Raw genomic sequence first — 23,279 nt, 5'->3', positions numbered from 1 at the left:
GTCGGTGAGCAGGCCGTACGTCGACCCGCCGAAGCCTGGAATCCCTCAGCAGGGCACAGTGGATCAGCAGGGCGGGGCGGATCAGCAGGGCATGGGAACGGCCGCCGGGACCAGTTCCCGTACCGCCACCACATCCATCCGGGCCGGTGAACCCAGGGGCGAGCCGCAGCTCTCCGGGCGTGGCGGGAGCGAGGTGCCCTGGGCGACGACGACACGCCAGACCCGCCCGTCGGCGTGGGCGACGGTCACCTCCCAGCGTGGGGCCGAACCGTCGGTGCGCACGACGCTCAGGACGTCCGCGGTGTGCTCCCGGGCAGCCGTACGAACGGCCAGCTCCGCCGCCTGTCCGGGCCGCTCCCAGGCGGAGTTCCCGCGGCAGCCCTCGGTGACGACACGGCCCTCCCGGACACCCTGGAGGATCTCCTTGACGGCGTGGGCCTCCGCCCGCCCGTAGGCGTATCCGTACGGCAGGACCAGCAGGGTGGGCGAGAAGCGGTGGCCGCCGAGGTGGGTGACCTCCCAGGCGCCGTCCACACCGGAGGCGGCGAGCTCGGCGGCGAGGGGGCGGCCGAGCAGGGCGCAGCAGCGGTCGCGCTTGCCGTTGGTGCAGACGAGGGCGAGCGGGTCGCCCGTATGGGGGCCGCCGCCGAGAGACGCGTCGAAGGTGTGGGGGTCGCCCTTGCCGAGCGCGGTGAAATCGAGGTCGAGCAGTTGTTCGGGGTCGCAGATCGTGGCGCCGTGCAGCCACACGTTTCCCGGAGCGGTGTGTGCCGCGTACACCCGGCGCTCGGCGGGCGGACCGAAGTCGGCGTGCGGCCCGGGCCGCCGGATGAGGGCGATCCGTACGCCGTTGTCAGCCGCGGCGGCTTCGAGGGCACGCCCGAGCGCGGGGTCCAGGTGGCTCGAAGTGAGCGCCTTGGCACCCCAGGGACCGGGCTGTTCGAGCAGCAGCCAGGTCCTCGCGGTGGCCGCGGTCCCCGCGAGGGGCTCGTCGAGGTGCCGGGACGCGGTCGTGCACGTACTCACAGAGGTGAGCCTAACCTGACTTGCGCCGGGGCGACTTCCGGCCGCGCGATCAGGGGCGTGTGTCGGGCGCTTACGGCGCGCTTCGGCGTGCGGGGGCGTTCACCCGGGGAGTGGCTGCGGAGGCCGCGCGCCCACGTACCGACCACTGGGACGCATGCGCAGGGGGCGCTCTCCGTACTCCTCCAGGATGTGGGCGATCCAGCCCGCCGAACGGGCGATGGCGAAGATGGTCTCGCCGGCGGAGGCGGGCATGCCTGAGGCGACCGTCAGGACGGCGAGCGCCAGGTCGATGTTGGCGTGCAGCGGCCTGTGGCGGGCCGTGGTGGTCACGATGTCGTCGGCAGCCGCCAGGGCGGGCCCCGCGCCGGGGACGGCCTTCAGGAGAGCGAAGAGGGCACGCGCGCGTGGATCCTCACGGGGATAGAGCCGGTGACCGAGCCCCGGGACGCGACGCCCGGCGCGCAGTTCGTCGGCGACCACGGGGGCCGCGTTGCCCTGTTCCAGGACGTCGAGGAGCAGCCGGTGCGCGAGTCCGCTGGCCGCACCGTGCAGGGGGCCCTCCAGGACGCCCAGGCCCGCCGACACGGCCGCGTAGGCGTGCGCCCGGGCCGACGCGGCGACCCGGACCGCGAGCGTCGAGGCGGCCAGGTCGTGGTCGACCAGCAGCCCAAGTGCCGCGTCCAGTGCACGCAGTGACACCTCGTCAGGGATACGGCCGCTGAGTCGTGTCCAGAGTCGGCGGGCCAGCGGGCCGTCGTCCACCGGGTCGTACCGCATCGGCGGGAGGGCGGCGACGAGGGTGGGGATGAGGGTGCGCGCGGTGCCGAGGACGGCGTTCTCGGAGAGGTCGAAGCGCAGGGGGTCGTTGGCGGAGGCGGCGATCGCGGCGACCCGCAGTCGGTCCGTCGGGCCGCTGTGCTCGGGCAGTGCGTCGACCGCCTGGCGGGCCGCGGTGACGGCTGTCTCAGGGGCGCTGAACAGGACGCCGGGGCGCAGTTCTCCGGTCCACAACCACTCGGCGATCTCCTCGTAGGAGTGCCGTGCCGCCAGTTCCGTCGCGTCGACGCCGCGGTAGTAGTACCGATCGTCCTTGATCAGGGTGATGCCGGTACGGACGGACAGCTCGCCCCCGGTGCTCGGACTCCCGCCGGTGTCCCGCCTGTTGCGCCGCGCGAGCGCGGTGACCTCCTCGGCGTCGAAGGTGCTCCCGCGGCCGCCGGGTTCGCGCCGGCTGCCGAGCTGGCCGCGGCTCACGTACGCGTACACGGTCTCCGGCTTCACGCCGAGGAGCTCCGCGGCCTCCTTGGTGCTGAGCCGCCGGCCTTCGTCACCTGGTCCTGTCGGTCCCGTCGGTCCTGTCACTTCTTGATCCCTCATGTGCGCCACCGTATCCATGGATCGTTGTATTGATTGGATCAATATTGACAGAGATCTAGTCAAGCATGGACAGTCGGATCAAGTACAGGTGTCCAGGGAGGAAACATGTCGAGCAACCGGGCCGCGAACACCTCTGTCGACGTACCGCGAGGACTCGCGGGCGTCGTCGTCACCGACACCGAAGTGGGCGACGTCCGGGGGCTGGAGGGCTTCTACCACTACCGCCAGTACTCGGCCGTCGAACTCGCGCGGACCCGCGGCTTCGAGGACGTCTGGCATCTGCTCGTCCACGGGGAACTGCCGGATGCGGCCGAGCGCGCCGACTTCACGAGGCGGACCGCCGGTCTGCGCCGACTGCCGGACGCCGTGCGCGCCGCCCTGCCGGCCGTCGCCGAGGCGACCGGGCACTCCGGGCCGCTCGCCGGACTGCGCACCGCGCTGTCCCTGCTGGGGGCCTCGCTCGGGTTCCGGCCGGTGTACGACATCGACGCTTACCGGCGTCGCGCGGACACCCTCGCCGCCTGTGCGGCCGTACCCACGCTGCTCACCGCGCTGTACCGGCTGGGGCAGGGGCTGGAACCGGTGGAGCCGCGCGAGGATCTCGGGTATGCCGCCAACTACCTCTACATGCTGACCGGTTCGGAGCCGGACGCCACGCGCGCGAGGGCCGTCGAGCAATACCTCATCTCAACCATTGACCACGGATTCAATGCGTCAACGTTCACCGCGCGGGTGATCGCGTCTACAGGGGCGGACGTGGCGGCCTGCCTGGTCGGTGCCGTGGGGGCTCTCTCCGGCCCGCTCCACGGTGGTGCCCCGAGTCGCGCGCTGGACACCCTCGACGCGATCGGCACTCCCGCCCGGATCGACCCGTGGATCCGCGAACGCGTCCTCGCCGGCGATCGCATCATGGGCTTCGGGCACCCCGTCTACCGCACGGAAGACCCCCGATCGCGCATGCTCCGTGAGATCGCCCAGCAGTTCGGCGGCCCACTGGTTGACCTCGCCGTCGAGGTCGAGCACCAGGTGGAAGCGATCCTGGCCGAACTCAAGCCCGGCCGCGAACTGCACACCAACGTGGAGTTCTACGCCGGCGTCGTCATGGAACTCTGCGACCTCCCCCGCGAGATGTTCACCCCCACCTTCGCCGCGGCCCGGGTCGTCGGCTGGAGCGCCAACATCCTGGAACAGGCGCAGGACTCGAAGATCATCCGACCGGCGGCCCGGTATGTGGGGCCGGTGGCGCCGGTGGGGGTGCCGCAGGCGGTGTGAACCGGGCATCCGGCATCCGGCCGCCCTCGCAGAGGGCGGGGCCGCTCCGCCAGGGGTGCGGGCGCCGGCCCCGGCTGTGCAGACCTCGAATCACAAGCCGGGGCGGGCTCGACAGGCCGGTTCGCTGCCGAGCCCGGGATCTCACATCCACTCGTCTGCGGTCGGTGCCGTCAGGCGTCCGGGATGTCGGCCTTGGCGCGAATCAGTGTTTCCCGGCTGATGACGACGATGCGCTCGTCCTCGCCGCGGGAGGCGTCGGGGGGCAACTCCGCGTCGAGTGCCTCCGTGGCCTCGCTGCCGATGATCGCGAAGCGTCCGTCGCTCAGCTCGAAAATGTCAGGACAGGTTTCTCCGCTGAGGCTGCCTCGCTTGGCGGGCGGCGGCCCTAGGCGTCGTTCGATTTTCACCTGATGTCGACCTTCCCTTGCTGCGGGTTGTGGCGCGAGCCTGGCGCCGACGGCTCCTGACGGAGCTGTGCCCAGGGGCACGAGCGACGCGTCGGAAACCGGCGAGACCGCCGGGATGTCGCCTTTGGCGTGAATCAGGGTTTCGCGGGTGAGCAGCACGACGCGCCCGTTCGCGCCGCGGTTCGCGTCGGAGGGGAGCCCGGTTTTCAGTGTCTCCGTGGCGTCCATGCCGATCAGCGCGAAGTTCCCGTCGGTCAATTCGAAGATGTCCGGGCAGTTCTGCCCGGACGCACTCCCTCGAAGGCTTGGAGGCGTGCCCAGCCGACGGATGATCTGACTCACTAGTTCCCCTTGGTCTCATGGCCTGCGCGCTGTGGCGGTGCGATGCGACCCTGTGGGGCTGCTACCTCGACGACCGGCGGCATGGAGCGACTTTTCGGTGGCGGATGACCTTTACGCGGTCGCGTGCAGTCAACCCTGTTGGCAACAGGGGCAACGGCTCGATTTATGAGTTCGTTATCGCCCGACCGTGTGATCCCAGAGCGCAGCGGTGCGAACTTCCCGTCCAACGCGGTGAGTGCGGCGCGCGTCACGGTCGCCTCTATTCGGCCGGAGGTTCCCCCACCACCCACCACTCGTCGATGTCCGTCTCTTCGAGCTGACGCAGCAGATCGTCGACCATGCGGCCCATCTCGGCCTCCTCGGAGGTGTCGATGAGCGTTGCCCGGTGCGGCCGTGTGGCGTACCAGTACTCGCGGAAGACACGGTTCTGGAGGATGCCCCGGGCGAAGCCGAAGAACTCCTCGCGGCTGATGTTGCCCATGCGGTAGTAGCAGAACGCGTTCGTGTAGAGCGCGTTCGCGAAGAGGAACTGACGCTGCTTCCTGGGCGGGACGGTGCCGTCGTAGGTATCCAGTACCTCGGCCAGTTCGGGGTCGTCCATTGCTTTGCTCAACAGCTCCCAGTGAAGGCGCTGCTGATGGGCGAGATTGGTCTGGCGCTGTGCCTGTGCGTCCTGCTCCAGGGAATCGATGCGCGTGTGCATTGAGTCGAGCGCGTGCCGCTGCGCGGTCCACGTGGCGAGGGCTCCTGTCACCAGGCCCATCCCCGCCGCGGCGACGGCGCGCAGCCCCCGTATGCCAGTCCTCTGTGTGGTCATGTCAACCCCCGAGTTAGCGACCGTTCCGCCGGTCGTCGGGTATTGGGTCGACTGAAGGGGACCGGCGAGCGATGGGCGGCGCTTGCCGTCTCCCAGGGTGCCGAGTGGCTCTGATCGGCAGGGAGGCGGAGAAGAGGCGCACGGAGGGATGTGCGGGTGGCGTTCACCGGCGCCATGTCCAACGTGTGCCCCGCGAGCGCCGCTAACAATCGTTCACTTCGGGGCGATTCCTCCCACTCGTATCCTGGGTCGGCATTCATTCCTCGTACGAGTGCCGGTGCGTGAGCCGCCCTCGTACGGGAGCCGCTCCCGAGCCGGTGTACGCGCCGGTGCGAAAGAGGTCGCACGTTGAGTCTGCCCACTCCGCAGCCGTCCCCCGGCCCGCAGTTGACGCCCGGCACGCAGGCGTTCCCCAGCCCGCAGGCGTTCCCCGGCACCCGGCAACCGGCCCCGGAGACGCGGCCGGCCCCGGGCACCCCCCTGACCTCCGGCGTACAGCCCGCCCCGGGCAAGCCCCCGACCTCCGGCACGAAGCAGGCCCCGGTCACGGGACAAGCCCCGGTTCCGGAGCAGACCCCCGGCACCCAGCAGACCTCTGCCGTACAGCCCGCCCCCGACACACCCCCTACCCCCGACACACCCCCTACCGCCGACGCGACCACGCCGCCGCAGATCCCGGTCATCGTCCTCGCCGGCTTCCTCGGTTCCGGTAAGACCACGCTGCTCAACCACCTGCTGCACCGTGGCGGAGGCAGCCGGATCGGGGCGATCGTCAACGACTTCGGGGCGATCGAGATCGACGCCATGGCGGTGGCGGGGGCGCTCGGCGACTCCACCGTCTCGCTGGGGAACGGATGCCTGTGCTGCGCTGTCGACGCGAGTGAGCTCGACGTCTACCTGGAGCGGCTCGCCCGGCCCTCGGCAGGTATCGACGTCATCGTGATCGAGGCGAGCGGGCTCGCCGAGCCCGAGGAGCTCGTGCGGATGGTGCTCGCGAGTGAGCATCCGCGGATCGTCTACGGGGGACTCGTCGAGGTCGTCGACGCCGCCGAGTTCGACGGCACCCGCGAGAAACACCCCGAGATCGACCGGCATCTCGCCCTCGCGGATCTCGTCGTCGTCAACAAGACCGACCGGGCGCCGGACGGCGAGCGAGTGTTCCGGGTCGTCCGGGAACTCGCCGGCCGCGCCGCCGTCGTACCCGCCACCTACGGCCGGGTCGACCCCGAGTTCCTCTTCGACCGCCGACCGGATGAGGAACGCGTCGGCCAGCTGTCCTTCGACGATCTCCACGAGCACGACCAGCATGACAAGGACCATGAAGACGCCGGGCGGCGTGACCACGCCGGCCACCTGCACTCCGCCTACGAATCCCTCTCCTTCACCTCCGAAGTCCCGCTCAGCCCACGGCGGTTGATGGAGTTCCTCGACAGCAGGCCCGAAGGGCTCTACCGCATCAAGGGGTACGTCGATTTCGGCGCCCACGACCGCGGCAACCGGTACGCCGTGCACGCCGTCGGAAGGTTTCTGCGCTTCTACCCGGAGCCCTGGGCCCGCGCGGCCGGTACCGGTGAACGGCGCACCCAGCTCGTCCTCATCGGCTCCGGCATCGACACGCCCGCTCTGGCCAAGGAACTGGAGGCATGCGAAGAGGACGCCTCACACGCCGACGAGCACAGCATGTGGGGCGTCCTACGCTACGTACAGGACATCCCCGTAGAGCAGGAATGGTCCGAAACGGTTTTCTGACTTACACCGGGCCCGCCACCACTCCCACCGTCTTCGCCAGGGACACGCCCGAGCCGTCACGGCGCGGGTCCATCTCCGGGAGCTCTGCCGGGGTGCCGTTCTTCTGCGAGGCGCGTGCCGGTGCCGGGCCCGCCCAGGCGATTGAGAGGCAGTCCTCGCCCTTCAGGAACCGCTGGCAGCGCACGCCACCCGTGGCGCGGCCCTTGCGTGGGTACTGGTCGAAGGGGGTCAGCTTGGCCGTCGTCTGGACCGAGTCGTCCAGGGTGCCGCGCGAGCCTGCGACCGTGAAGACCACCGCGTCCACCGCCGGGTCGACCGCGGTGAAGGAGATCACCTTCGCGCCCTCGGTGAGCTTGATGCCGGCCATGCCGCCTGCCGCCCGGCCCTGCGGGCGGACCTGGGACGCCTGGTAACGCAGCAACTGGGCGTCGTCCGCGATGAAGACCAGGTCCTCCTCGCCCGTACGCAGCTCGGCCGCGCCGACGATCCGGTCGCCGTCCTTGAGCGTGATGACCTCCAACTCCTCCTTGTTCGAGGGGTAGTCGGGGACCACGCGTTTCACGACGCCCTGTTCCGTGCCGATCGCCAGGCCCGGCGACGACTCGTCGAGCGTCGTCAGGCAGATCACCGTCTCGTCCGGTTCCAGGGAGGACAGGAACTCCGTGATCGGCGCGCCCCCGGAGAGGTTGGGCGCCGACGCGGTCTCCGGCAGCCGCGGGAGGTCGATCACGTTCAGCCGCAGCAGGCGGCCGGAGGAGATGACCGCGCCGATCTCGCCGCGGGCCGTGGCGGGCACCGCGGAGACGATCAGGTCGTGCTTGGTGCGCTTGTCCTCCTCGGCCTCTCCGAAGGGATCGCCGTTGGCCGTGCGGGCGAGCAGGCCCGTGGAGGACAGCAGGACCCGGCACGGGTCGTCCGCCACCTGGAGCGGGACTGTCGCGGTGGTGGAGCCCGCGGACTCCAGCAGCACCGTGCGCCTGTCGGTGCCGAACTTCTTGGCCACCGCGGCCAGTTCGGTGGAGACCAGCTTGCGCAGCTCGGTGTCCGAGTCCAGGATGCCGGTCAGCTCGTCGATCTCGCCGTTGAGCCGGTCGCGCTCCGACTCCAGCTCGATGCGGTCGAACCTGGTCAGTCGGCGAAGCGGCGTGTCCAGGATGTACTGCGTCTGGATGTCGCTGAGCGAGAAGTGCTCGATCAGGCGTTCCTTGGCCTGTGCCGAGTTGTCGCTGGAGCGGATGAGGCGGATGACCTCGTCGATGTCGATCAGGGCGACGAGGAGGCCCTCGACCAGGTGCAGCCGGTCGCGCTTCTTGGTGCGGCGGAACTCGCTGCGGCGGCGTACGACCTCGAAGCGGTGGTCGAGGTAGACCTCCAGAAGCTCCTTGAGGCCGAGGGTGAGGGGCTGGCCGTCGACCAGCGCCACGTTGTTGATGCCGAAGGACTCCTCCATCGGCGTCAGTTTGTAGAGCTGCTCCAGGACCGCCTCCGGCACGAAGCCGTTCTTGATCTCGATGACCAGCCGCAGGCCGTGCATGCGGTCCGTGAGGTCCTTCACGTCGGCGATGCCCTGGAGCTTCTTGGCGCCGACCAGGTCCTTGATCTTGGCGATCACCTTCTCCGGGCCGACGGTGAAGGGCAGTTCGGTGACGACGAGGCCCTTGCGGCGGGCCGTCACGTCCTCCACCGACACCGTGGCACGGATCTTGAAGGTGCCGCGGCCGTTCTCGTACGCGTCCCTGATCCCGGAGAGGCCGACGATCCGTCCGCCGGTGGGCAGGTCGGGTCCCGGGACGTGCTTCATCAGAGTGTCCAGGTCGGCGCCCGGGTGGCGGATCAGGTGGCGGGCGGCCGCGATGACCTCGCCGAGGTTGTGCGGCGGCATGTTCGTGGCCATGCCCACCGCGATGCCCGACGCGCCGTTGACCAGCAGGTTCGGGTACGCCGCCGGGAGGACGCCCGGTTCCTGCTCCTGGCCGTCGTAGTTCGGCGCGAAGTCGACCGTGTCTTCTTCGATGGACTCGGTCATGAGCGACGTGGCGTCGGCCATCCGGCACTCGGTGTAACGCATGGCGGCGGGCGGGTCGTCGTTGCCGAGCGAGCCGAAGTTGCCGTGGCCGTCGACCAGTGGCAGCCGCATCGAGAAGGGCTGCGCCAGGCGTACCAGCGCGTCGTAGATCGACGCGTCGCCGTGCGGGTGGAGCTTACCCATCACCTCGCCGACGACGCGGGCGCACTTCACATAGCCGCGGTCGGGGCGCAGGCCCATCTCGTTCATCTGGTAGACGATGCGGCGGTGCACGGGCTTGAGGCCGTCGCGGGCGTCCGGCAGGGCTCGGGAGTAGATGACCGAGTACGCGTACTCGAGGAAGGAGCCCTGCATCTCGTCGACGACGTCGATGTCGAGGATGCGCTCCTCGAAGTCGGCGTTGTCATCGGGTCGCGGGGTCTTCGTGCTGCGGCGGGCCATCGCTGCTGCGGCTCCTTCACAGTCTCTGCCGGGGCATGAACGGGTTCTGACGCGCACCATTGTGGACCGCCGTACTGACAACGTGGACCACGACCCGTCCGTCGAGGCGCCCGGCGGGCGGTTCGGAGGGTCTCGCGCGGTGCTCGGGACACACTCCGGGACGCGCTCCGGGTGTACGGGGGCGGCCGGGAGTTCACCGCTCCCGCCTCACGGAATCCGTACGCGATTCTCGCTCTCGGCGTACGAGGTGCGGGAACTTCGCCAGCGGTCCGCGCGCTTGCATACAGTGGCAGGACCGACAGGAAATCCGTAGTTTTCCGCGATCGAAGGGACGTACATGCCCATGGGTCACACGGCCACAGCTGAGGCAGGCTCCGGCGGGCTGACAGCGACCGAGCACCGCCTGGCCAACGGCCTGCGCGTGGTGCTCTCCGAGGACCACCTGACCCCGGTCGCCGCGGTGTGCCTCTGGTACGACGTCGGCTCGCGCCACGAGGTCAAGGGGCGTACCGGCCTCGCCCACCTCTTCGAGCACCTGATGTTCCAGGGCTCGGGCCAGGTGAAGGGCAACGGCCACTTCGAGCTGGTGCAGGGAGCGGGCGGCTCGCTGAACGGAACGACCAGCTTCGAGCGGACCAACTACTTCGAGACCATGCCCACCCATCAGCTGGAGCTCGCCCTCTGGCTGGAGGCCGACCGCATGGGCTCGCTGCTCGCCGCGCTCGACGACGAGTCCATGGAGAACCAGCGGGACGTCGTCAAGAACGAGCGGCGCCAGCGCTACGACAACGTCCCCTACGGGACCGCGTTCGAGCGGCTGACCGCGCTCGCCTACCCCGAGGGCCACCCCTACCACCACACGCCGATCGGGTCGATGGCCGACCTGGACGCGGCCACCCTGGAGGACGCCCGCGCGTTCTTCCGCACCTACTACGCGCCCAACAACGCGGTGCTGTCGGTCGTCGGGGACATCGACCCGGAGCAGACGCTCGCCTGGGTCGAGAAGTACTTCGGCTCCGTCGCCGGCCACGACGGCAAGCCCGCGCCGCGCGACGGCGCCCTGCCCGACACCATGGGCGGGGAACTGCGCGAGGTCATCGAGGAAGACGTCCCCTCGCGCGCGCTGATGGCCGCCTACCGCCTCCCGGAGGACGGCACGCGCGCGAGCGACGCTGCCGACCTGGCCCTGACCGTCCTCGGCGGCGGCGAGTCCTCCCGGCTCTACAACCGGCTCGTACGCCGTGACCGCAGCGCCGTCGCGGCCGGGTTCGGCCTGCTGCGGCTCGCCGGAGCACCCTCCCTGGGATGGCTCGACGTGAAGACCTCCGGTGACGTCCGGATCCCGGTCATCGAGGCCGCCGTGGACGAGGAGCTCGCCCGGTTCGCCGAGGAGGGTCCCACGGCCGAGGAAATGGAGCGCGCCCAGGCCCAGTTGGAGCGCGAGTGGCTCGACCGGCTCGGTACCGTCGCCGGCCGCGCCGACGAACTGTGCCGGTACGCCGTCCTGTTCGGCGACCCGCAGCTCGCCCTGACCGCCGTGCAGCGCGTCCTGGACATCACCCCGGAGGAGGTCCAGGAGGTCGCCAAGTCCCGCCTGCGCCCCGACAACCGCGCCGTGCTGGTCTACGAGCCCACCGAAAGCGCCGAAGGCACCGAGGGCGCCGAAGGCACCCAGAGCGCGGCGGACACCGCCGACGAGGACGAGGAGGCGGCGAAGTGACCGAGCTCGCCACCATGGAGTTCCACCCCCAGCCGCAGGCCGGCGAGGCCAGGCCGTGGGCCTTTCCCGCCCCCGAACGGGCCACCCTCGGCAACGGCCTGACCGTGCTGCGCTGCCACCGCCCCGGCCAGCAGGTCGTCGCCGTGGAGGTGCTGCTCGCCGCGCCCCTGGAGGCCGAGCCCGCGGGCCTCGACGGTGTCGCCACGATCACGGCGCGTGCCTTCTCCGAGGGCACCGACAAGCTCTCCGCCGAGGAGTTCGCCGCCGAGCTGGAGCGCTGCGGCGCCACGCTCGACTCCTACGCCGACCACCCCGGCGTACGAGTGTCGCTCGAAGTCCCCGTCTCCCGCCTTCCGAAGGCGCTCGACCTGCTCGCCGACGCCCTGCGCGCACCGGCGTTCGCGGACAGCGAGATCGAGCGGCTGGTGCGCAACCGGCTGGACGAGATCCCGCACGAGAGCGCCAACCCGGGGCGCCGGGCCGCGAAGGAGCTCTCCAAGGAGCTGTTCCCGGCCACCTCGCGCATGTCACGTCCGCGCCAGGGCACCGAGGAGACGGTCTCCGCGATCGACGCGGCGGCTGTACGCGCCTTCTACGAGAAGCACGTTCGCCCCGCCACGGCCACCGCCGTGATCGTCGGCGACCTCACCGGAGTCGACCTCGACGCGCTGCTCGCCGACACGCTCGGCGCGTGGACGGGCTCGTCCGCCGAGCCGCGCCCGGTGCCGCCGGTGACCGCGGACGACACCGGCCGGGTCGTCATCGTGGACCGCCCCGGCGCGGTCCAGACGCAGTTGCTCATCGGCCGGATCGGCGCCGACCGGCACGACCGTGTGTGGCCGGCGCAGGTGCTCGGCACGTACTGCCTCGGCGGCACCCTCACCTCGCGCCTGGACCGTGTCCTGCGCGAGGAGAAGGGTTACACCTACGGGGTGCGGGCGTTCGGCCAGGTGCTGCGTTCGGCGCCGGACGGTACGGGCGCCGCGATGCTCGCCATCAGCGGCTCGGTGGACACCCCGAACACCGGCCCCGCGCTCGACGACCTCTGGAAGGTGCTGCGCACCCTCGCCGCGGAGGGTCTGACCGACGCCGAGCGTGATGTCGCCGTGCAGAACCTGGTGGGTGTGGCGCCGCTCAAGTTCGAGACGGCGGCGGCCGTCGCGGGGACGCTGGCCGACCAGGTCGAGCAGCACCTGCCCGACGACTACCAGGCGACGCTGTACCGGCAGCTCGCCGAGACCGGCACCGTGGAGGCCACCGCCGCCGCCGTGAACGCCTTCCCGGTGGACCGCCTGGTGACCGTCCTGGTGGGCGACGCCGCGACGATCGAGGAGCCGGTCAAGGCTCTCGGAATCGGTGAAGTGACCGTGGTGGCGGCGGAGTAGCAGGACCGAGCCGAGCGGAGCGGGGCCGGGCCGCGCGGACCGGAGAGGCACGCTCCCGTGGGGGCCCAGGAGGCTGTTGAGCCTCCTGGGCCCCCGTTTGTCCGTATTGATAGGGAGGTTGCCTGTCTGCCCTGTGGCGTGCGCTACAAAACCGTTGATCCGTTTGTTGATTGAAAGATGTCCCGTTTAGCGTCGGTCCGGCTGTTCGTCAGGCAGTGCGCCGCGCCCGCGGCACCGGACAGCCATCGCCTAATCCCCCTGTGGCGCGAGCCAGGGGAGCCGGGGACCCACACGCAGTCCCTGGGGTGAATCGGACGCCCTCTTCGGAGGTGGTCCGTAGGAGACCTTCCTGCTCCGAACCCGTCAGCTAACCCGGTAGGCGAGAGGGAAGGAAAGGATCAACCCCTACATGGCGTTCACCTGTGGCACAGGGAAGCACCGTCGCCCGAGCCGCGTGAAGCGCACGACCACGAACGCCCTCGGCGTCGCGGCGCTCACCACCACCGGTGTCCTCGGCACCCTGGCCGCCCCGGCGCTCGCCGCGGACAACTCCGTCGAGCAGACCGGCCTGACGCAGGCCATCGCGATCGGTGACTCGATCGCCGACCAGATCGACGCGCAGGCCGCCGCCCAGCAGCACGCCGCCGACGAGGCCGAGGCGCTGCGCAAGGCCGAGGCGGCCGCGAAGAAGAAGGCCGCGGCGAGGGCCGAGGAGGAGCGCGAGGCCAAGACGCGCGCCGCCCGCGCGGCCGAGCGCAAGCGCCTCAACACCTTCGTCACGCCGGTCAGCGGCTCGTACGTCTCCACCGGCTACAAGACCGGCGGCAGCCTCTGGTCCTCGGGCAGCCACACCGGCGTCGACTTCCACGCGGCGTCCGGCACCCCGGTCCACGCGGTCGGTTCCGGCACGGTCGTCACCGCGGGCTGGGGCGGCGCCTACGGCAACGAGGTCGTCCTGAGGATGAACGACGGCACCTACACGATGTACGGCCACCTGTCGTCCATCGGTGTCGCCGTGGGCCAGACGGTCACCCCGGGACAGCAGATAGCCCTCTCCGGTGCCACCGGCAACACCACCGGGCCGCACCTCCACTTCGAGGCCCGCACGACCGCCGAGTACGGCTCGGACATCGACCCGGTCGCCTACCTCCGCTCGCACGGCGTGAGCGTCTGATCACCGGCAGGGTACGAGGGTCTGATCACCGGCGCCGAATGAACCTCTGAGCCCTCGCGTACGTAGTTCACAAGTGTCCCGGTTCGAACGAGCCGGGACCTTGTCGTTTCGAACGTCCGCCTGTCCAAAAAATATCCCTGGATTCCGGCCCGCCATCGGAAATTCCGAGTCTCTGCAATAGAGTCACTGGACAAGCGCCAATCGACGGCGTTTCACGGGGATTAAAGCGGAGGTCCGGTATGCGTGTTCCTGCGCACTCGGTATGCACGGCGATCCGTGACGACATCGTCGCGGGTGTCTACGAGCGCGGCAGCCGGCTCACCGAGGAACTGCTCGCGCGTCGCTACGGCGTCTCGCGCGTCCCCGTGCGCGAGGCGCTGCGCACGCTGGAGGCCGAGGGCTTCGTCCTCACCCGGCGGCACGCGGGCGCGTGCGTCGCGGAGCCGTCCGAGCAGGAGGCCGCGGACCTCCTGGAGATGCGCATGCTCCTGGAGCCGCTGGGCGCCGCGCGGGCCGCGCAGCGCCGCACCGAGGCCCACCTCAAGGTACTCCGAGGCCTGGTCAGGCTGGGGCAGGAGCGGGCCAGGAGGGGCAACAGCGAGGATCTGCGCTCGCTCGGCGGCTGGTTCCACGAGACACTCGCACAGGCCTCCGGCAGCCCCGCGCTGACCTCCACACTCGCTCAGCTGCGGCACAAGATCGCCTGGATGTACACGGTCGAGGCGCCCGCCAATCCCGCGGACTCCTGGGCGGAGCACGGCGGGATCGTGGACGCCGTCGCACGCGGCGACAGTGAGCGGGCGCGGGCGATCACCGCTCTGCACTCCGAACGCGCGACGACGGCGCACCGGCTCCGGTTTCCCGGAGCGGGGGACCGGCAGGACCGTGTGAGGACTTCGCAACATCCCGTAAACATGACGGGCCTGCGGCATTAACACGAGCGCCGTATACAAAGAGGGGTAATTCGCGGGAGACAATTCATGCTGCCCGCACAATGGAAATGCGAAGGGCCCACCCGATAATTCGGGCGGGCCCTTGCCGGTGTTTTCGAACGGTGAGAAAACCGGCGAACCTCAGACGGTCTCGGGAAGCTCGTCGAGCCCTTCGGAGACCAGCTTCGCCAGACGGTCGAGGGCGACGTCCGCGCCCTCGGCGTCGGACGCGAGGACGATCTCCTCGCCGCCCTGGGCGCCGAGGCCGAGGACCGCGAGCATGGAGGCCGCGTTCACGGGGTTCCCGTCTGCCTTGGCGATCGTCACGGGGACGCCGGAGGCCGTGGCCGCCCGGACGAAGATGGAGGCGGGGCGGGCGTGAAGGCCCTCCGCCCAGCCGACGTTGACGCGGCGCTCAGCCATGTGATGCTGCCCTTCAGGTGTCGCAGGTTGTCTAGACCAGTGTCCCATATCGTCAAGCGTGCCCGGAGCGGGCCAGAGGGTGACAAAACCCTTGCTCCCGCTCCGGCTGCCGACTCTTTGCTCCCGTCCCGGACCCGACCCCGGATCCCGGACCCGACTCCGAACTCGGCCCTGCACCGACCCCGAACCCAGCCCGGATCCGGCTTCGGTTCCCCTAAGACTGCCTCGCGCCGTTGTCGTACGCGAGCCGTACTCTGGGGCCCATGCAGACCTCGCCGGACCGGCACGAGTACCCCTCCCACTGGGAGGCGGACGTGGTGCTGCGCGACGGCGGCACCGCACGCGTCAGGCCCATCACCGTGGACGACGCAGAGCGCCTGGTCAGCTTCTACGAACAGGTCTCCGACGAGTCGAAGTACTACCGCTTCTTCGCGCCCTACCCGCGCCTGTCCGCCAAGGACGTCCACCGCTTCACCCACCACGACTTCGTTGACCGGGTGGGGCTCGCGGCCACGGTGGGCGGCGAGTTCATCGCCACCGTGCGGTACGACCGGATCAACGCCGACGGCAGGCCCGCCTCCGCCCCCGCCGACGAGGCCGAGGTCGCGTTCCTCGTCCAGGACGCCCACCAGGGCCGGGGCGTCGCCTCCGCGCTCCTCGAACACATCGCGGCCGTGGCCCGGGAGCGGGACATCCGCCGGTTCGCCGCCGAGGTGCTCCCGGCCAACAGCAAGATGATCAAGGTTTTCACGGACGCCGGCTACCAGCAGACGAGGCACTTCGAGGACGGCGTCGTACGCCTGGAGTTCGACCTCGAACCCACCGACCGTTCGCTCGCCGTGCAGCGCGCGCGTGAACAGCGCGCGGAGGCCCGGTCCGTCCACCGGCTGCTCGCGCCCGGCTCGGTCGCCGTCATCGGCGCGGGCCGCGCCCCGGGCGGCGTGGGCCGCAGCGTCCTCACCAACCTCCGGGACGCCGGTTTCACGGGCCGCCTGTACGCCGTGAACAGGGCGGCCCAGGAGAGCGAGCTCGACGGCGTCCCCGCCTACCGCTCCATCGGCGACATCGACGAGCCGGTCGACCTCGCGGTCGTCGCCGTCCCCGCGCCCCACGTCCCCGAGGTCGTCGCCGAATGCGGTGAGCACGGCGTGCAGGGACTCGTGGTCGTGACCGCGGGGTACGCTGAAAGCGGCCCCGACGGGCGCGAGCGTCAGCGCGAACTCGTCCGCCAGGCCCGTACGTACGGCATGCGCATCATCGGCCCCAACGCCTTCGGGGTCATCAACACCTCCTCCGAGGTGCGGCTCAACGCCTCGCTCGCGCCCGAGATGCCGCGGCCCGGACGGATAGGCCTGTTCGCCCAGTCGGGCGCGATCGGTATCGCCCTGCTCTCCCGGCTGCACAGGCGCGGCGGCGGAGTCACCGGTGTGACCGGCGTGTCGACCTTCGTCTCCTCCGGGAACCGCGCGGACGTGTCGGGCAACGACGTCCTTCAGTACTGGTACGACGATCCGGACACCGACGTCGCCCTGATGTACCTCGAATCCATCGGCAACCCGCGCAAGTTCACCCGGCTCGCCCGCCGGACGGCGGCGGCGAAACCGCTGGTGGTGGTGCAGGGGGCCCGGCACGCCGCCGCTCCCCAGGGCCATGCCGTACGGGCCACCCGGCTGCCGCACGCCACGGTGTCCGCGCTGCTGCGGCAGGCCGGGGTGATCCGGGTGGACACGATCACCGAACTGGTGGACGCCGGGCTGCTGCTGGCACGTCAGCCACTCCCGGCCGGACCCCGGGTGGCGATCCTCGGGAACTCGGAGTCGCTGGGCCTGCTCACCTACGACGCGTGCCTGGCCGAAGGCCTTCAGCCGTCGCCGCCGGCTGACCTCACGACCAGCGCGTCGGCGGACGACTTCCGCCGCGCGCTGACGGGCGCCCTCGCCGACGACGGCTGCGACGCCGTCGTCGTGACCGCCATCCCCGCGGTGGGCGAGACCTCCGTCGAGGACGCGGCCCTGGCGGAGGCGCTGCGCGCGGCCACCGCCTCGGCCCCGGCCAAGCCGGTGCTGGTGGTGCACGTCGAACTCGGCGGCCTCGCCGAGGCGCTGTCCGCCGCCGCGAGCACCGCACCCCGGGCAGCCGCCCCGGCACCCGGCGCCGCCGACGGCGCCGAGCCCCTCAGCCCCGCGGAACGCCCGCCCACCACCGACACGGACGGCTCCGACTCCCGCCTCATCCCCGCCTACCCCGCCGCCGAGCGCGCCGTCCGGGCCCTCGCCGAAGCCGTGAAGTACGCCCAGTGGCGGCGGGACGCGTCCGAACCGGGCAGGGTGCCCGAGTACGAGGACGTGGACGAGAAGGGCGCCGCCGAGCAGATCGACGCCCTCCTCGCGCGCGTGGAGGGCGCCGAGGGGCTGACCCTCACCGCCGAGGACGCCCGGGAACTGCTCGGGCGGTACGGCATCGACGTACGCCCCGCCCTGCCCGCGCCGACACCTGACGAGGCGGCGCGAGCCGCGAGCGACCTCGGCTATCCGGTGGCCCTCAAGACCACCGCCCCACACCTGCGCCACCGCGCCGACCTGGGCGGCGTCCGGCTCGACCTGGCGGACGAGGAGCAACTGCGGCGGGCGTACGGGGAGTTGACCGAGCTGTTCGGGAAGCCGGTGGAACTGCGCCCGGTCGTCCAGGCGATGGCTCCGCGCGGGGTCGACACGGTCGTACGGGCCGTCATCGACCCGGCGGCCGGAGCAGTGCTCTCCTTCGGGCTCGCCGGGGCCGCCTCGGAGCTGCTCGGAGACACCGCGCACCGGCTGATCCCGGTCACCGACCGGGACGCGGGCTCGCTGGTCCGGTCGATCCGGACCGCACCGCTCCTCTTCGGCTGGCGCGGCTCAGCCCCGGTCGACACGGCGGCCCTCGAAGAGCTGATGCTGCGCCTGTCGCGACTGGTCGACGACCACCCGGAGGTCGTCGCCGTCTCCCTGGAACCCGTGGTCGTCGCCCCGCACGGGCTGAGCGCGCTCGGCGCCACCGTCCGCCTGGACCGCGCGCCCGTCCGGGACGACCTCGGCCCGCGGACGCTTCCCGTCTACTGACCTCCGCCACCGGCCCCCGGTACGCGGATCCGGATCTCCACCCGGCGCACCCCGCGCGAGCGGTGCCTCGCAGTCAGTGGGCCCCCGTAAGATGGACATCATGGCCAAGACCAGTACGACGACCCAGGGGCTGCGAGCGGCGATCGAGCGCAGCGGCTACTACCCGGCCCTCGTGGCCGAGGCGGTGGAGGCCGCGATCGGCGGCGACACCATCCGGTCGTACCTGGTTCATCAGGAGACGACGTTCGACACCAACGAGGTGCGTCGGCACGTCACGGTGCTCGTTCTCACGGGCAACCGGTTCATCGTGAGCCACACCGACGAGCAGGCCGAGGACACCACCTCACCGACGCCGTACGCCACGACGTCGACGGAGTCCGTGAAGCTCGGCCGTATCTCGTCCGTGGTCCTCAGCCGGGTCGTCGCCAACCCCGAGTCGTACGCGCCGGGCACGCTCCCCCGCGAGGTCGTCCTCACCATCGGCTGGGGCGCCGTCTCCCGCATCGACCTGGAGCCCGCCGCCTGCGGCGACCCCAACTGCGAGGCGGACCACGGCTACACGGGCAACTCGACGGCGGACGACCTGAGCCTGCGGGTCAGCGAGGCCGGGGACGGCCCGGAGACGGTGCGCCAGGCCCTGGCCTTCGCGCAGGCCCTCTCCGAGGCGACCGCGGACGTCGCGCGCTGATGTCCCACCCCTCCCCCTCCGCCGCTCATGACCGGGGGCACCCCGTGCCCGCGACACCGGGTTCCGCCTGGGACCATCCGGAGCCCCTGGCCCTCGACTCCGCGCCCGTCCCCGAGTACGGCGTCGGGTCGCTCGCCGATCTGCTCCCCACCCTCGCCGCGGGCATGGCCGTACCCGGCATGACCGCCGCCATACCGGAGCTGACCGCGGCCGACCGGAACTGCGTCTTCCTGATCGACGGTCTCGGCTGGGAGCAGCTGAAGGCGCACCCCGACGAGGCCCCGTTCATGACGTCGCTCCTGGCGTCCTCGCGCGGAGGCACCGGCCGCCCGATCACCGCGGGCTATCCGGCGACCACCGCGACCTCGCTCGCCTCCGTCGGCACCGGCCTGCCGCCCGGCGCGCACGGCCTGCCCGGCTACACCGTGCGCGACCCCAGGACCGGCGAGCTGATGAACCAGCTGCGCTGGCAGCCGTGGACGGACCCGCGCGCCTGGCAGCCGTACCCCACGGTCTTCCAGCTGGCCGACGCGGCCGGCGTGCACACCGCCCAGGTCTCGGCGCCCGCTTTCCAGAACACCCCGCTGACGAAGATCGCGCTCAGCGGCGGCACCTTCCACGGACGGCTGACCGGCGAGGACCGGGTGGACCTCGCCGCCGCCCAACTCGCGGCGGGCGACCGCTCCCTGGTCTACACGTACTACGCGGAGGTGGACGGCAAGGGCCACCGCTTCGGCGTCGACTCGGACCCCTGGCGCGGCCAGCTGATGTACGTCGACCGCCTGGTCCAGCGCCTCGCGGAGCAACTCCCGCCGCGCGCCGCCCTGTACGTCACCGCCGACCACGGCATGGTCGACATCCCCTTCGGCGAACAGCACCGCGTCGACTTCGACGAGGACTGGGAGCTGCGCGCCGGAGTCGCCCTGCTCGGCGGCGAGGGCCGCGCCCGGCACGTCTACGCCGTCAAGGGCGCCGAGGCGGACGTCCTGACCTGCTGGCGCGAGGTGCTCGGCGAGCAGTTCTGGGTGGCCTCCCGGGACGAGGCGATCGCGGCCGGCTGGTTCGGCCCGCACATCGACGAACGGGTGTACGCCCGGATCGGCGACGTCGTCGCCGCGGCCCGCGACGACGTCCTGATCATCGCGTCCGAGCGGGAGCCGAAGGAGTCGGCCATGGTCGGCAACCACGGCTCGATGACCCCGGCGGAGCAGCACGTCCCGCTCCTCCAAGTACGTTCCTGACCCCCTCTGTCCCGTTGCCCGAAAGGTGCTCGACTCCCCATGCCCGAGCTGGTGTTCTTCTCCGGAACGATGGACTGCGGGAAGTCGACGCTGGCCCTCCAGATCGAGCACAACCGTTCGGCGCGGGGCCTCCAGGGCATGATCTTCACGCGTGACGACCGCGCGGGCGAGGGCAAGCTCTCCTCACGCCTGGGCCTGGTCACGGACGCGGTGGAGGTGGCCGACGAGCAGGATCTGTACGCGTATCTCGTCGATCACCTCTCCCAGGGCGGCCGGGCGGACTATGTGATCGCCGACGAGGCACAGTTCCTGGCCCCCGAGCAGATCGACCAACTGGCGCGGGTGGTGGACGACCTGGACGTCGACGTCTTCGCCTTCGGCATCACGACCGACTTCCGCTCCAAGCTCTTCCCCGGCTCCCAGCGACTGGTCGAGCTGGCGGACCGGGTCGAGGTCCTCCAGGTCGAGGCCCTGTGCTGGTGCGGCGCGCGCGCCACGCACAACGCCCGCACCATAGGCGGCGAGATGGTCGTCGAGGGCGCCCAGGTGGTCGTCGGCGACGTCAACCAGGCGGACGACATCGGCTACGAGGTGCTGTGCCGTCGCCACCACCGCCGCCGGATGACGGCCGCCACCTCCCACGCGGGCGCCCTCTCCCCGGACGTACTGCCGATGACGTCGGCCTGAGAGCCCGGATCCTCCACGGCGGACCGGAAGCGGGCGCGTGTGAGCGCCGGGCGGCACGTCCCGGAAGGCCGGGTGTCCGTTTTGCGGGCATGGTGGAGGAGTGATCGTCCTGGCCGTGCTGTTCGCTGTCCTGGGAGCCGCCAGCAACGCGGCCGGTACCGCCTTTCAGCGGAAGGCCGCGTCCACCGTGACGCGCGGCGGCGGACTGCGCCTGATGCTGGAGCTGGCCCGGCGCCCGGCATGGCTGATCGGGATCGCCGGGGTCGCCGCCGCCGCGGTCTTCCAGGCCCTGGCCCTGGTGAACGGGCCGATGGCACTGGTGCAGCCCCTGTTCATCCTGGAACTCCCGCTGGCCCTGCTGATCGCCATTCCGCTGCTGCACAGGCGGCTGCCGAGCGCGGGCTGGTGGGCGGTCGCGGGTGTGGTCCTCGGCCTCGCCCTGGTCCTCGGCTCGGCCGCTCCCTCGGGGGCACGCGACCAGGCCTCCATGGCGAGGTGGATCCCGGCGCTGGTGCTGTGCCTGGGAGCGATGGGCGTACTCGTCGCCGTGGCCCGGCCGGGGCGACCGCCGCTGTTCCGGGCCGCGATGCTGGGATCGGCCTCCGCCGTCGGCAACGCGCTGACCGCCGCGCTGCTGAAGTCGGCCACGGGCACACTCGCCGACGACGGCTTCACCGCCTTCCTCAGCACATGGCAGACCTACGGATTCGCGCTGACCGGCGTCACCGCCGTCCTGCTGCTTGAGAACGCGTTGCAGGCCGGCGCGCTGGCGGCCTCGCAGCCCGCGCTGACCATCGGCGACGCGACAGTCAGCCTGCTGCTGGGCATCACCCTCTTCGGGGAGACGGTCCGTACCGGGTGGTGGCTGCTCCCCGAGGCGGTCGGAGCCGCGGTCATCGTGTGGGGCGTGGTGCGGCTGACCCGCGTCGTGCCGCACCTCCGCGAGGTCACGGGGTAGCCGCTCACCTCCCGGACGGCCCGCGATCAGAACTCCTCGTGCACCTCGGGGTCTCCGCCGATACGCCGCGAGGGGTGGTCGGCGACGGCGGCCATCTCGGCGGGCGTCAGCTCGAATCCGAAGATGTCGAGGTTCTGGCGCTGGCGGCCGGGGTCCGCGGACTTGGGAATGGGGACCGCTCCGAGCTGCGTGTGCCACCGGAGCACGACCTGCCCCGGGGTCACCCCGTGCGCCTCGGCGACCTTCACGACGGCGGGGGTCTCCAGCAGCTCGCTGCCACGGCCCAGCGGGCTCCAGCTCTCGGTGAGAACGCCCTTCTCGGCGTGGAAGGCCCGCAGCTCCTCCTGGGGGAAGAAGGGATGCAGCTCGACCTGGTTCACGGAGGGCAGGACGCCGGTTTCCTCCTCCAGCCGGGTGATGTGCGCCGGGGTGAAGTTCGAGACACCGATCGAGCGGACGAGGCCCTCCGCGCGGAGCTTGACCATGGCCTTCCAGGACTCCACGTATTTGCCGACGCGGGGGAGCGGCCAGTGGATCAGATAGAGATCCACGTACGCCAGACCGAGACGCCGACGGGACTCCTCGAAGGAGGCGAGGGTCTCCTCGTACCCGTGATGCCGGCCCGGCAGCTTCGTCGTGACGACGATCTCCTCGCGGGGGATGCCGGCGCGGGCGACGCCGCGCCCGGTGCCGGTCTCGTTGCCGTAGTTGGTGGCCGTGTCGACGAGGCGGTAGCCGATCTCCAGGGCCTTGCCCACGGCCTGCTCCGCCTGCGCGTCGTCCATCGGATAGGTGCCCAGGCCGAGGGCTGGGATCTTCGAACCGTCGTTGAGCGTGTGCTCGGGAATGCTGATCATGATGAGTCCCTTCCCACAATGCGGTGCGGTACGTGCAGTATCCCGATGCGCCGGGGACCGGTACCGGTGCCCGTCCGGTCCCGGGGCGCGGGATCCGAGCGGGCCACCCATATGGCACCCCTCGCGGACGGCGGCGCCCCGGCCTCTAGGCTGCTGTCGTGAACTACAGCGAACTTGAGGCGGACATACTCGAGTTGGTCGTCGCGGCCGACGAAAAGAGCGCTCGCGTCTTCGGTGAGGAGACGGTCATCCGTCTCGTGCGTCCTGAGCTGCTCCGGTACGCCGATCAGGACGAGCTCTCCGGGGACGCCTGGGCGGCGCTCACGACCGCCCGCGAGAACGTCCTGACGATCGGCGCCGCCGAACTCGGCCGTCTGCTCTCGACCGTCTACGACGGCATCCTGGTCGAGGACGATCTGGACAGCGGGGTCCTGACCGCCATCCAGGCGCTCGCGCACTGGCAGGGCTACCTGGAGAAGAACCTCCGCGGTGAGCTCTACGAGCTGGCCGTCCGCTCGATCGAGGAGGTCGACCACGAGGTCTCCGCCGACCTCGACGACTTCCTCGCCACCCCGCCGATGGCCGCCGAGTACGCGCGCATCCGACGGCTGCTGAGCGCGCGGCCCTGACCACCACGACGACGTGGGGCCGAGGCTGCCCGG

At 71.1% G+C, this 23,279-nt stretch carries 19 protein-coding genes and 1 riboswitch; of the genes, 12 read left to right on the top strand and 7 right to left on the bottom strand.

Going from position 1 to position 23,279, the window contains the following annotated elements:
• Nucleotides 1-81 precede the first annotated feature (81 nt).
• Both ACIP79_RS22710 and ACIP79_RS22705 read right to left on the bottom strand, forming a co-directional pair.
• Nucleotides 82-1,026, bottom strand: a complete 945-nt coding sequence (locus ACIP79_RS22710) for a sucrase ferredoxin (protein WP_401226095.1) — start codon at nt 1,024-1,026, stop codon at nt 82-84.
• Nucleotides 1,027-1,125: 99 nt separating this feature from the next.
• Nucleotides 1,126-2,403 (bottom strand): citrate synthase, encoded by a 1,278-nt coding sequence (locus ACIP79_RS22705; RefSeq protein WP_401226093.1) that lies wholly within the window; start codon nt 2,401-2,403, stop codon nt 1,126-1,128.
• Nucleotides 2,404-2,508: 105 nt separating this feature from the next.
• Between ACIP79_RS22705 and ACIP79_RS22700 the strand changes: the two genes are divergently transcribed.
• Complete coding sequence (locus tag ACIP79_RS22700; protein ID WP_401226091.1) at nt 2,509-3,675, top strand: citrate synthase; 1,167 nt, start codon at nt 2,509-2,511, stop codon at nt 3,673-3,675.
• Between the two features lie 170 nt (nt 3,676-3,845).
• Here the strand turns inward: ACIP79_RS22700 and ACIP79_RS22695 are convergent, their stop codons facing one another.
• Nucleotides 3,846-4,082 (bottom strand): hypothetical protein, encoded by a 237-nt coding sequence (locus ACIP79_RS22695; RefSeq protein ID WP_401226275.1) that lies wholly within the window; start codon nt 4,080-4,082, stop codon nt 3,846-3,848.
• A 601-nt stretch (nt 4,083-4,683) separates the two neighbouring features.
• On the bottom strand, nt 4,684-5,241 hold the full coding sequence (locus ACIP79_RS22690) for a DUF6082 family protein (protein ID WP_401226088.1): 558 nt from the start codon (nt 5,239-5,241) through the stop codon (nt 4,684-4,686).
• A 672-nt stretch (nt 5,242-5,913) separates the two neighbouring features.
• On the opposite strand from ACIP79_RS22690, the gene ACIP79_RS22685 reads away from it, so the two are divergent.
• Entirely contained in the window at nt 5,914-6,990 is a 1,077-nt protein-coding gene (locus ACIP79_RS22685; RefSeq protein ID WP_401226273.1) for a CobW family GTP-binding protein, read from the top strand.
• Nucleotide 6,991: 1 nt separating this feature from the next.
• Here ACIP79_RS22685 and ACIP79_RS22680 read toward each other — a convergent pair whose 3' ends face one another.
• Nucleotides 6,992-9,457, bottom strand: coding sequence for a DNA topoisomerase (ATP-hydrolyzing) subunit A (locus ACIP79_RS22680; RefSeq protein ID WP_401226086.1), 2,466 nt, complete (start codon nt 9,455-9,457; stop codon nt 6,992-6,994).
• A 337-nt stretch (nt 9,458-9,794) separates the two neighbouring features.
• Between ACIP79_RS22680 and ACIP79_RS22675 the strand changes: the two genes are divergently transcribed.
• The 4 genes from ACIP79_RS22675 to ACIP79_RS22660 all read left to right on the top strand — a co-directional run bounded on the left by ACIP79_RS22675 (nt 9,795) and on the right by ACIP79_RS22660 (nt 14,671).
• Nucleotides 9,795-11,177: a M16 family metallopeptidase gene (locus ACIP79_RS22675; RefSeq protein WP_401226083.1), complete on the top strand. Its 1,383-nt coding sequence runs from the start codon at nt 9,795-9,797 to the stop codon at nt 11,175-11,177.
• Nucleotides 11,174-12,562, top strand: coding sequence for a M16 family metallopeptidase (locus tag ACIP79_RS22670; protein WP_383682091.1), 1,389 nt, complete (start codon nt 11,174-11,176; stop codon nt 12,560-12,562). Before ACIP79_RS22675 ends, ACIP79_RS22670 begins: the two co-directional genes overlap by 4 nt.
• Before the next feature lie 236 nt (nt 12,563-12,798).
• Nucleotides 12,799-12,959: riboswitch (cyclic di-AMP (ydaO/yuaA leader) on the top strand.
• 12 nt (nt 12,960-12,971) lie between these two features.
• Nucleotides 12,972-13,736, top strand: coding sequence for a M23 family metallopeptidase (locus ACIP79_RS22665; RefSeq protein ID WP_401226080.1), 765 nt, complete (start codon nt 12,972-12,974; stop codon nt 13,734-13,736).
• 239 nt (nt 13,737-13,975) lie between these two features.
• On the top strand, nt 13,976-14,671 hold the full coding sequence (locus ACIP79_RS22660; RefSeq protein ID WP_401226078.1) for a GntR family transcriptional regulator: 696 nt from the start codon (nt 13,976-13,978) through the stop codon (nt 14,669-14,671).
• Between the two features lie 138 nt (nt 14,672-14,809).
• On the opposite strand, the gene ACIP79_RS22655 is transcribed toward ACIP79_RS22660, so the two are convergent.
• Nucleotides 14,810-15,091, bottom strand: a complete 282-nt coding sequence (locus ACIP79_RS22655) for an HPr family phosphocarrier protein (protein ID WP_401226075.1) — start codon at nt 15,089-15,091, stop codon at nt 14,810-14,812.
• Between the two features lie 263 nt (nt 15,092-15,354).
• On the opposite strand from ACIP79_RS22655, the gene ACIP79_RS22650 reads away from it, so the two are divergent.
• The 5 genes from ACIP79_RS22650 (at nt 15,355) to ACIP79_RS22630 (ending at nt 21,760) form a co-directional block, all read left to right on the top strand.
• Nucleotides 15,355-18,186, top strand: coding sequence for a GNAT family N-acetyltransferase (locus ACIP79_RS22650; RefSeq protein ID WP_401226073.1), 2,832 nt, complete (start codon nt 15,355-15,357; stop codon nt 18,184-18,186).
• A gap of 100 nt (nt 18,187-18,286) precedes the next feature.
• Nucleotides 18,287-18,874 carry a DUF5998 family protein gene (locus ACIP79_RS22645; RefSeq protein ID WP_383682083.1) on the top strand — a complete coding sequence of 196 codons (588 nt, stop codon included), beginning with the start codon at nt 18,287-18,289 and terminating at the stop codon, nt 18,872-18,874.
• Complete coding sequence (locus tag ACIP79_RS22640; protein ID WP_401226070.1) at nt 18,874-20,115, top strand: alkaline phosphatase family protein; 1,242 nt, start codon at nt 18,874-18,876, stop codon at nt 20,113-20,115. The genes ACIP79_RS22645 and ACIP79_RS22640 overlap by 1 nt, the downstream gene beginning before the upstream one ends.
• Before the next feature lie 39 nt (nt 20,116-20,154).
• The gene (locus ACIP79_RS22635) at nt 20,155-20,802 is read left to right on the top strand and encodes a thymidine kinase (protein ID WP_401226068.1); all 648 of its coding nucleotides are present in this window, start codon (nt 20,155-20,157) and stop codon (nt 20,800-20,802) included.
• Nucleotides 20,803-20,902: 100 nt separating this feature from the next.
• On the top strand, nt 20,903-21,760 hold the full coding sequence (locus ACIP79_RS22630; RefSeq protein ID WP_401226065.1) for a DMT family transporter: 858 nt from the start codon (nt 20,903-20,905) through the stop codon (nt 21,758-21,760).
• 26 nt (nt 21,761-21,786) lie between these two features.
• On the opposite strand, the gene ACIP79_RS22625 is transcribed toward ACIP79_RS22630, so the two are convergent.
• On the bottom strand, nt 21,787-22,617 hold the full coding sequence (locus tag ACIP79_RS22625; protein ID WP_401226063.1) for an aldo/keto reductase: 831 nt from the start codon (nt 22,615-22,617) through the stop codon (nt 21,787-21,789).
• 158 nt (nt 22,618-22,775) lie between these two features.
• On the opposite strand from ACIP79_RS22625, the gene ACIP79_RS22620 reads away from it, so the two are divergent.
• Nucleotides 22,776-23,246, top strand: coding sequence for a hypothetical protein (locus ACIP79_RS22620; protein ID WP_401226061.1), 471 nt, complete (start codon nt 22,776-22,778; stop codon nt 23,244-23,246).
• Nucleotides 23,247-23,279 lie beyond the last annotated feature (33 nt).

This window comes from Streptomyces sp. NPDC088747 (assembly GCF_044751025.1).
In the GTDB taxonomy this organism is placed as follows: Bacteria; Actinomycetota; Actinomycetes; order Streptomycetales; family Streptomycetaceae; genus Streptomyces.
Note: the sequence above shows the minus strand (reverse complement) of the source record. Positions and strands in the feature narration are given on the sequence as shown.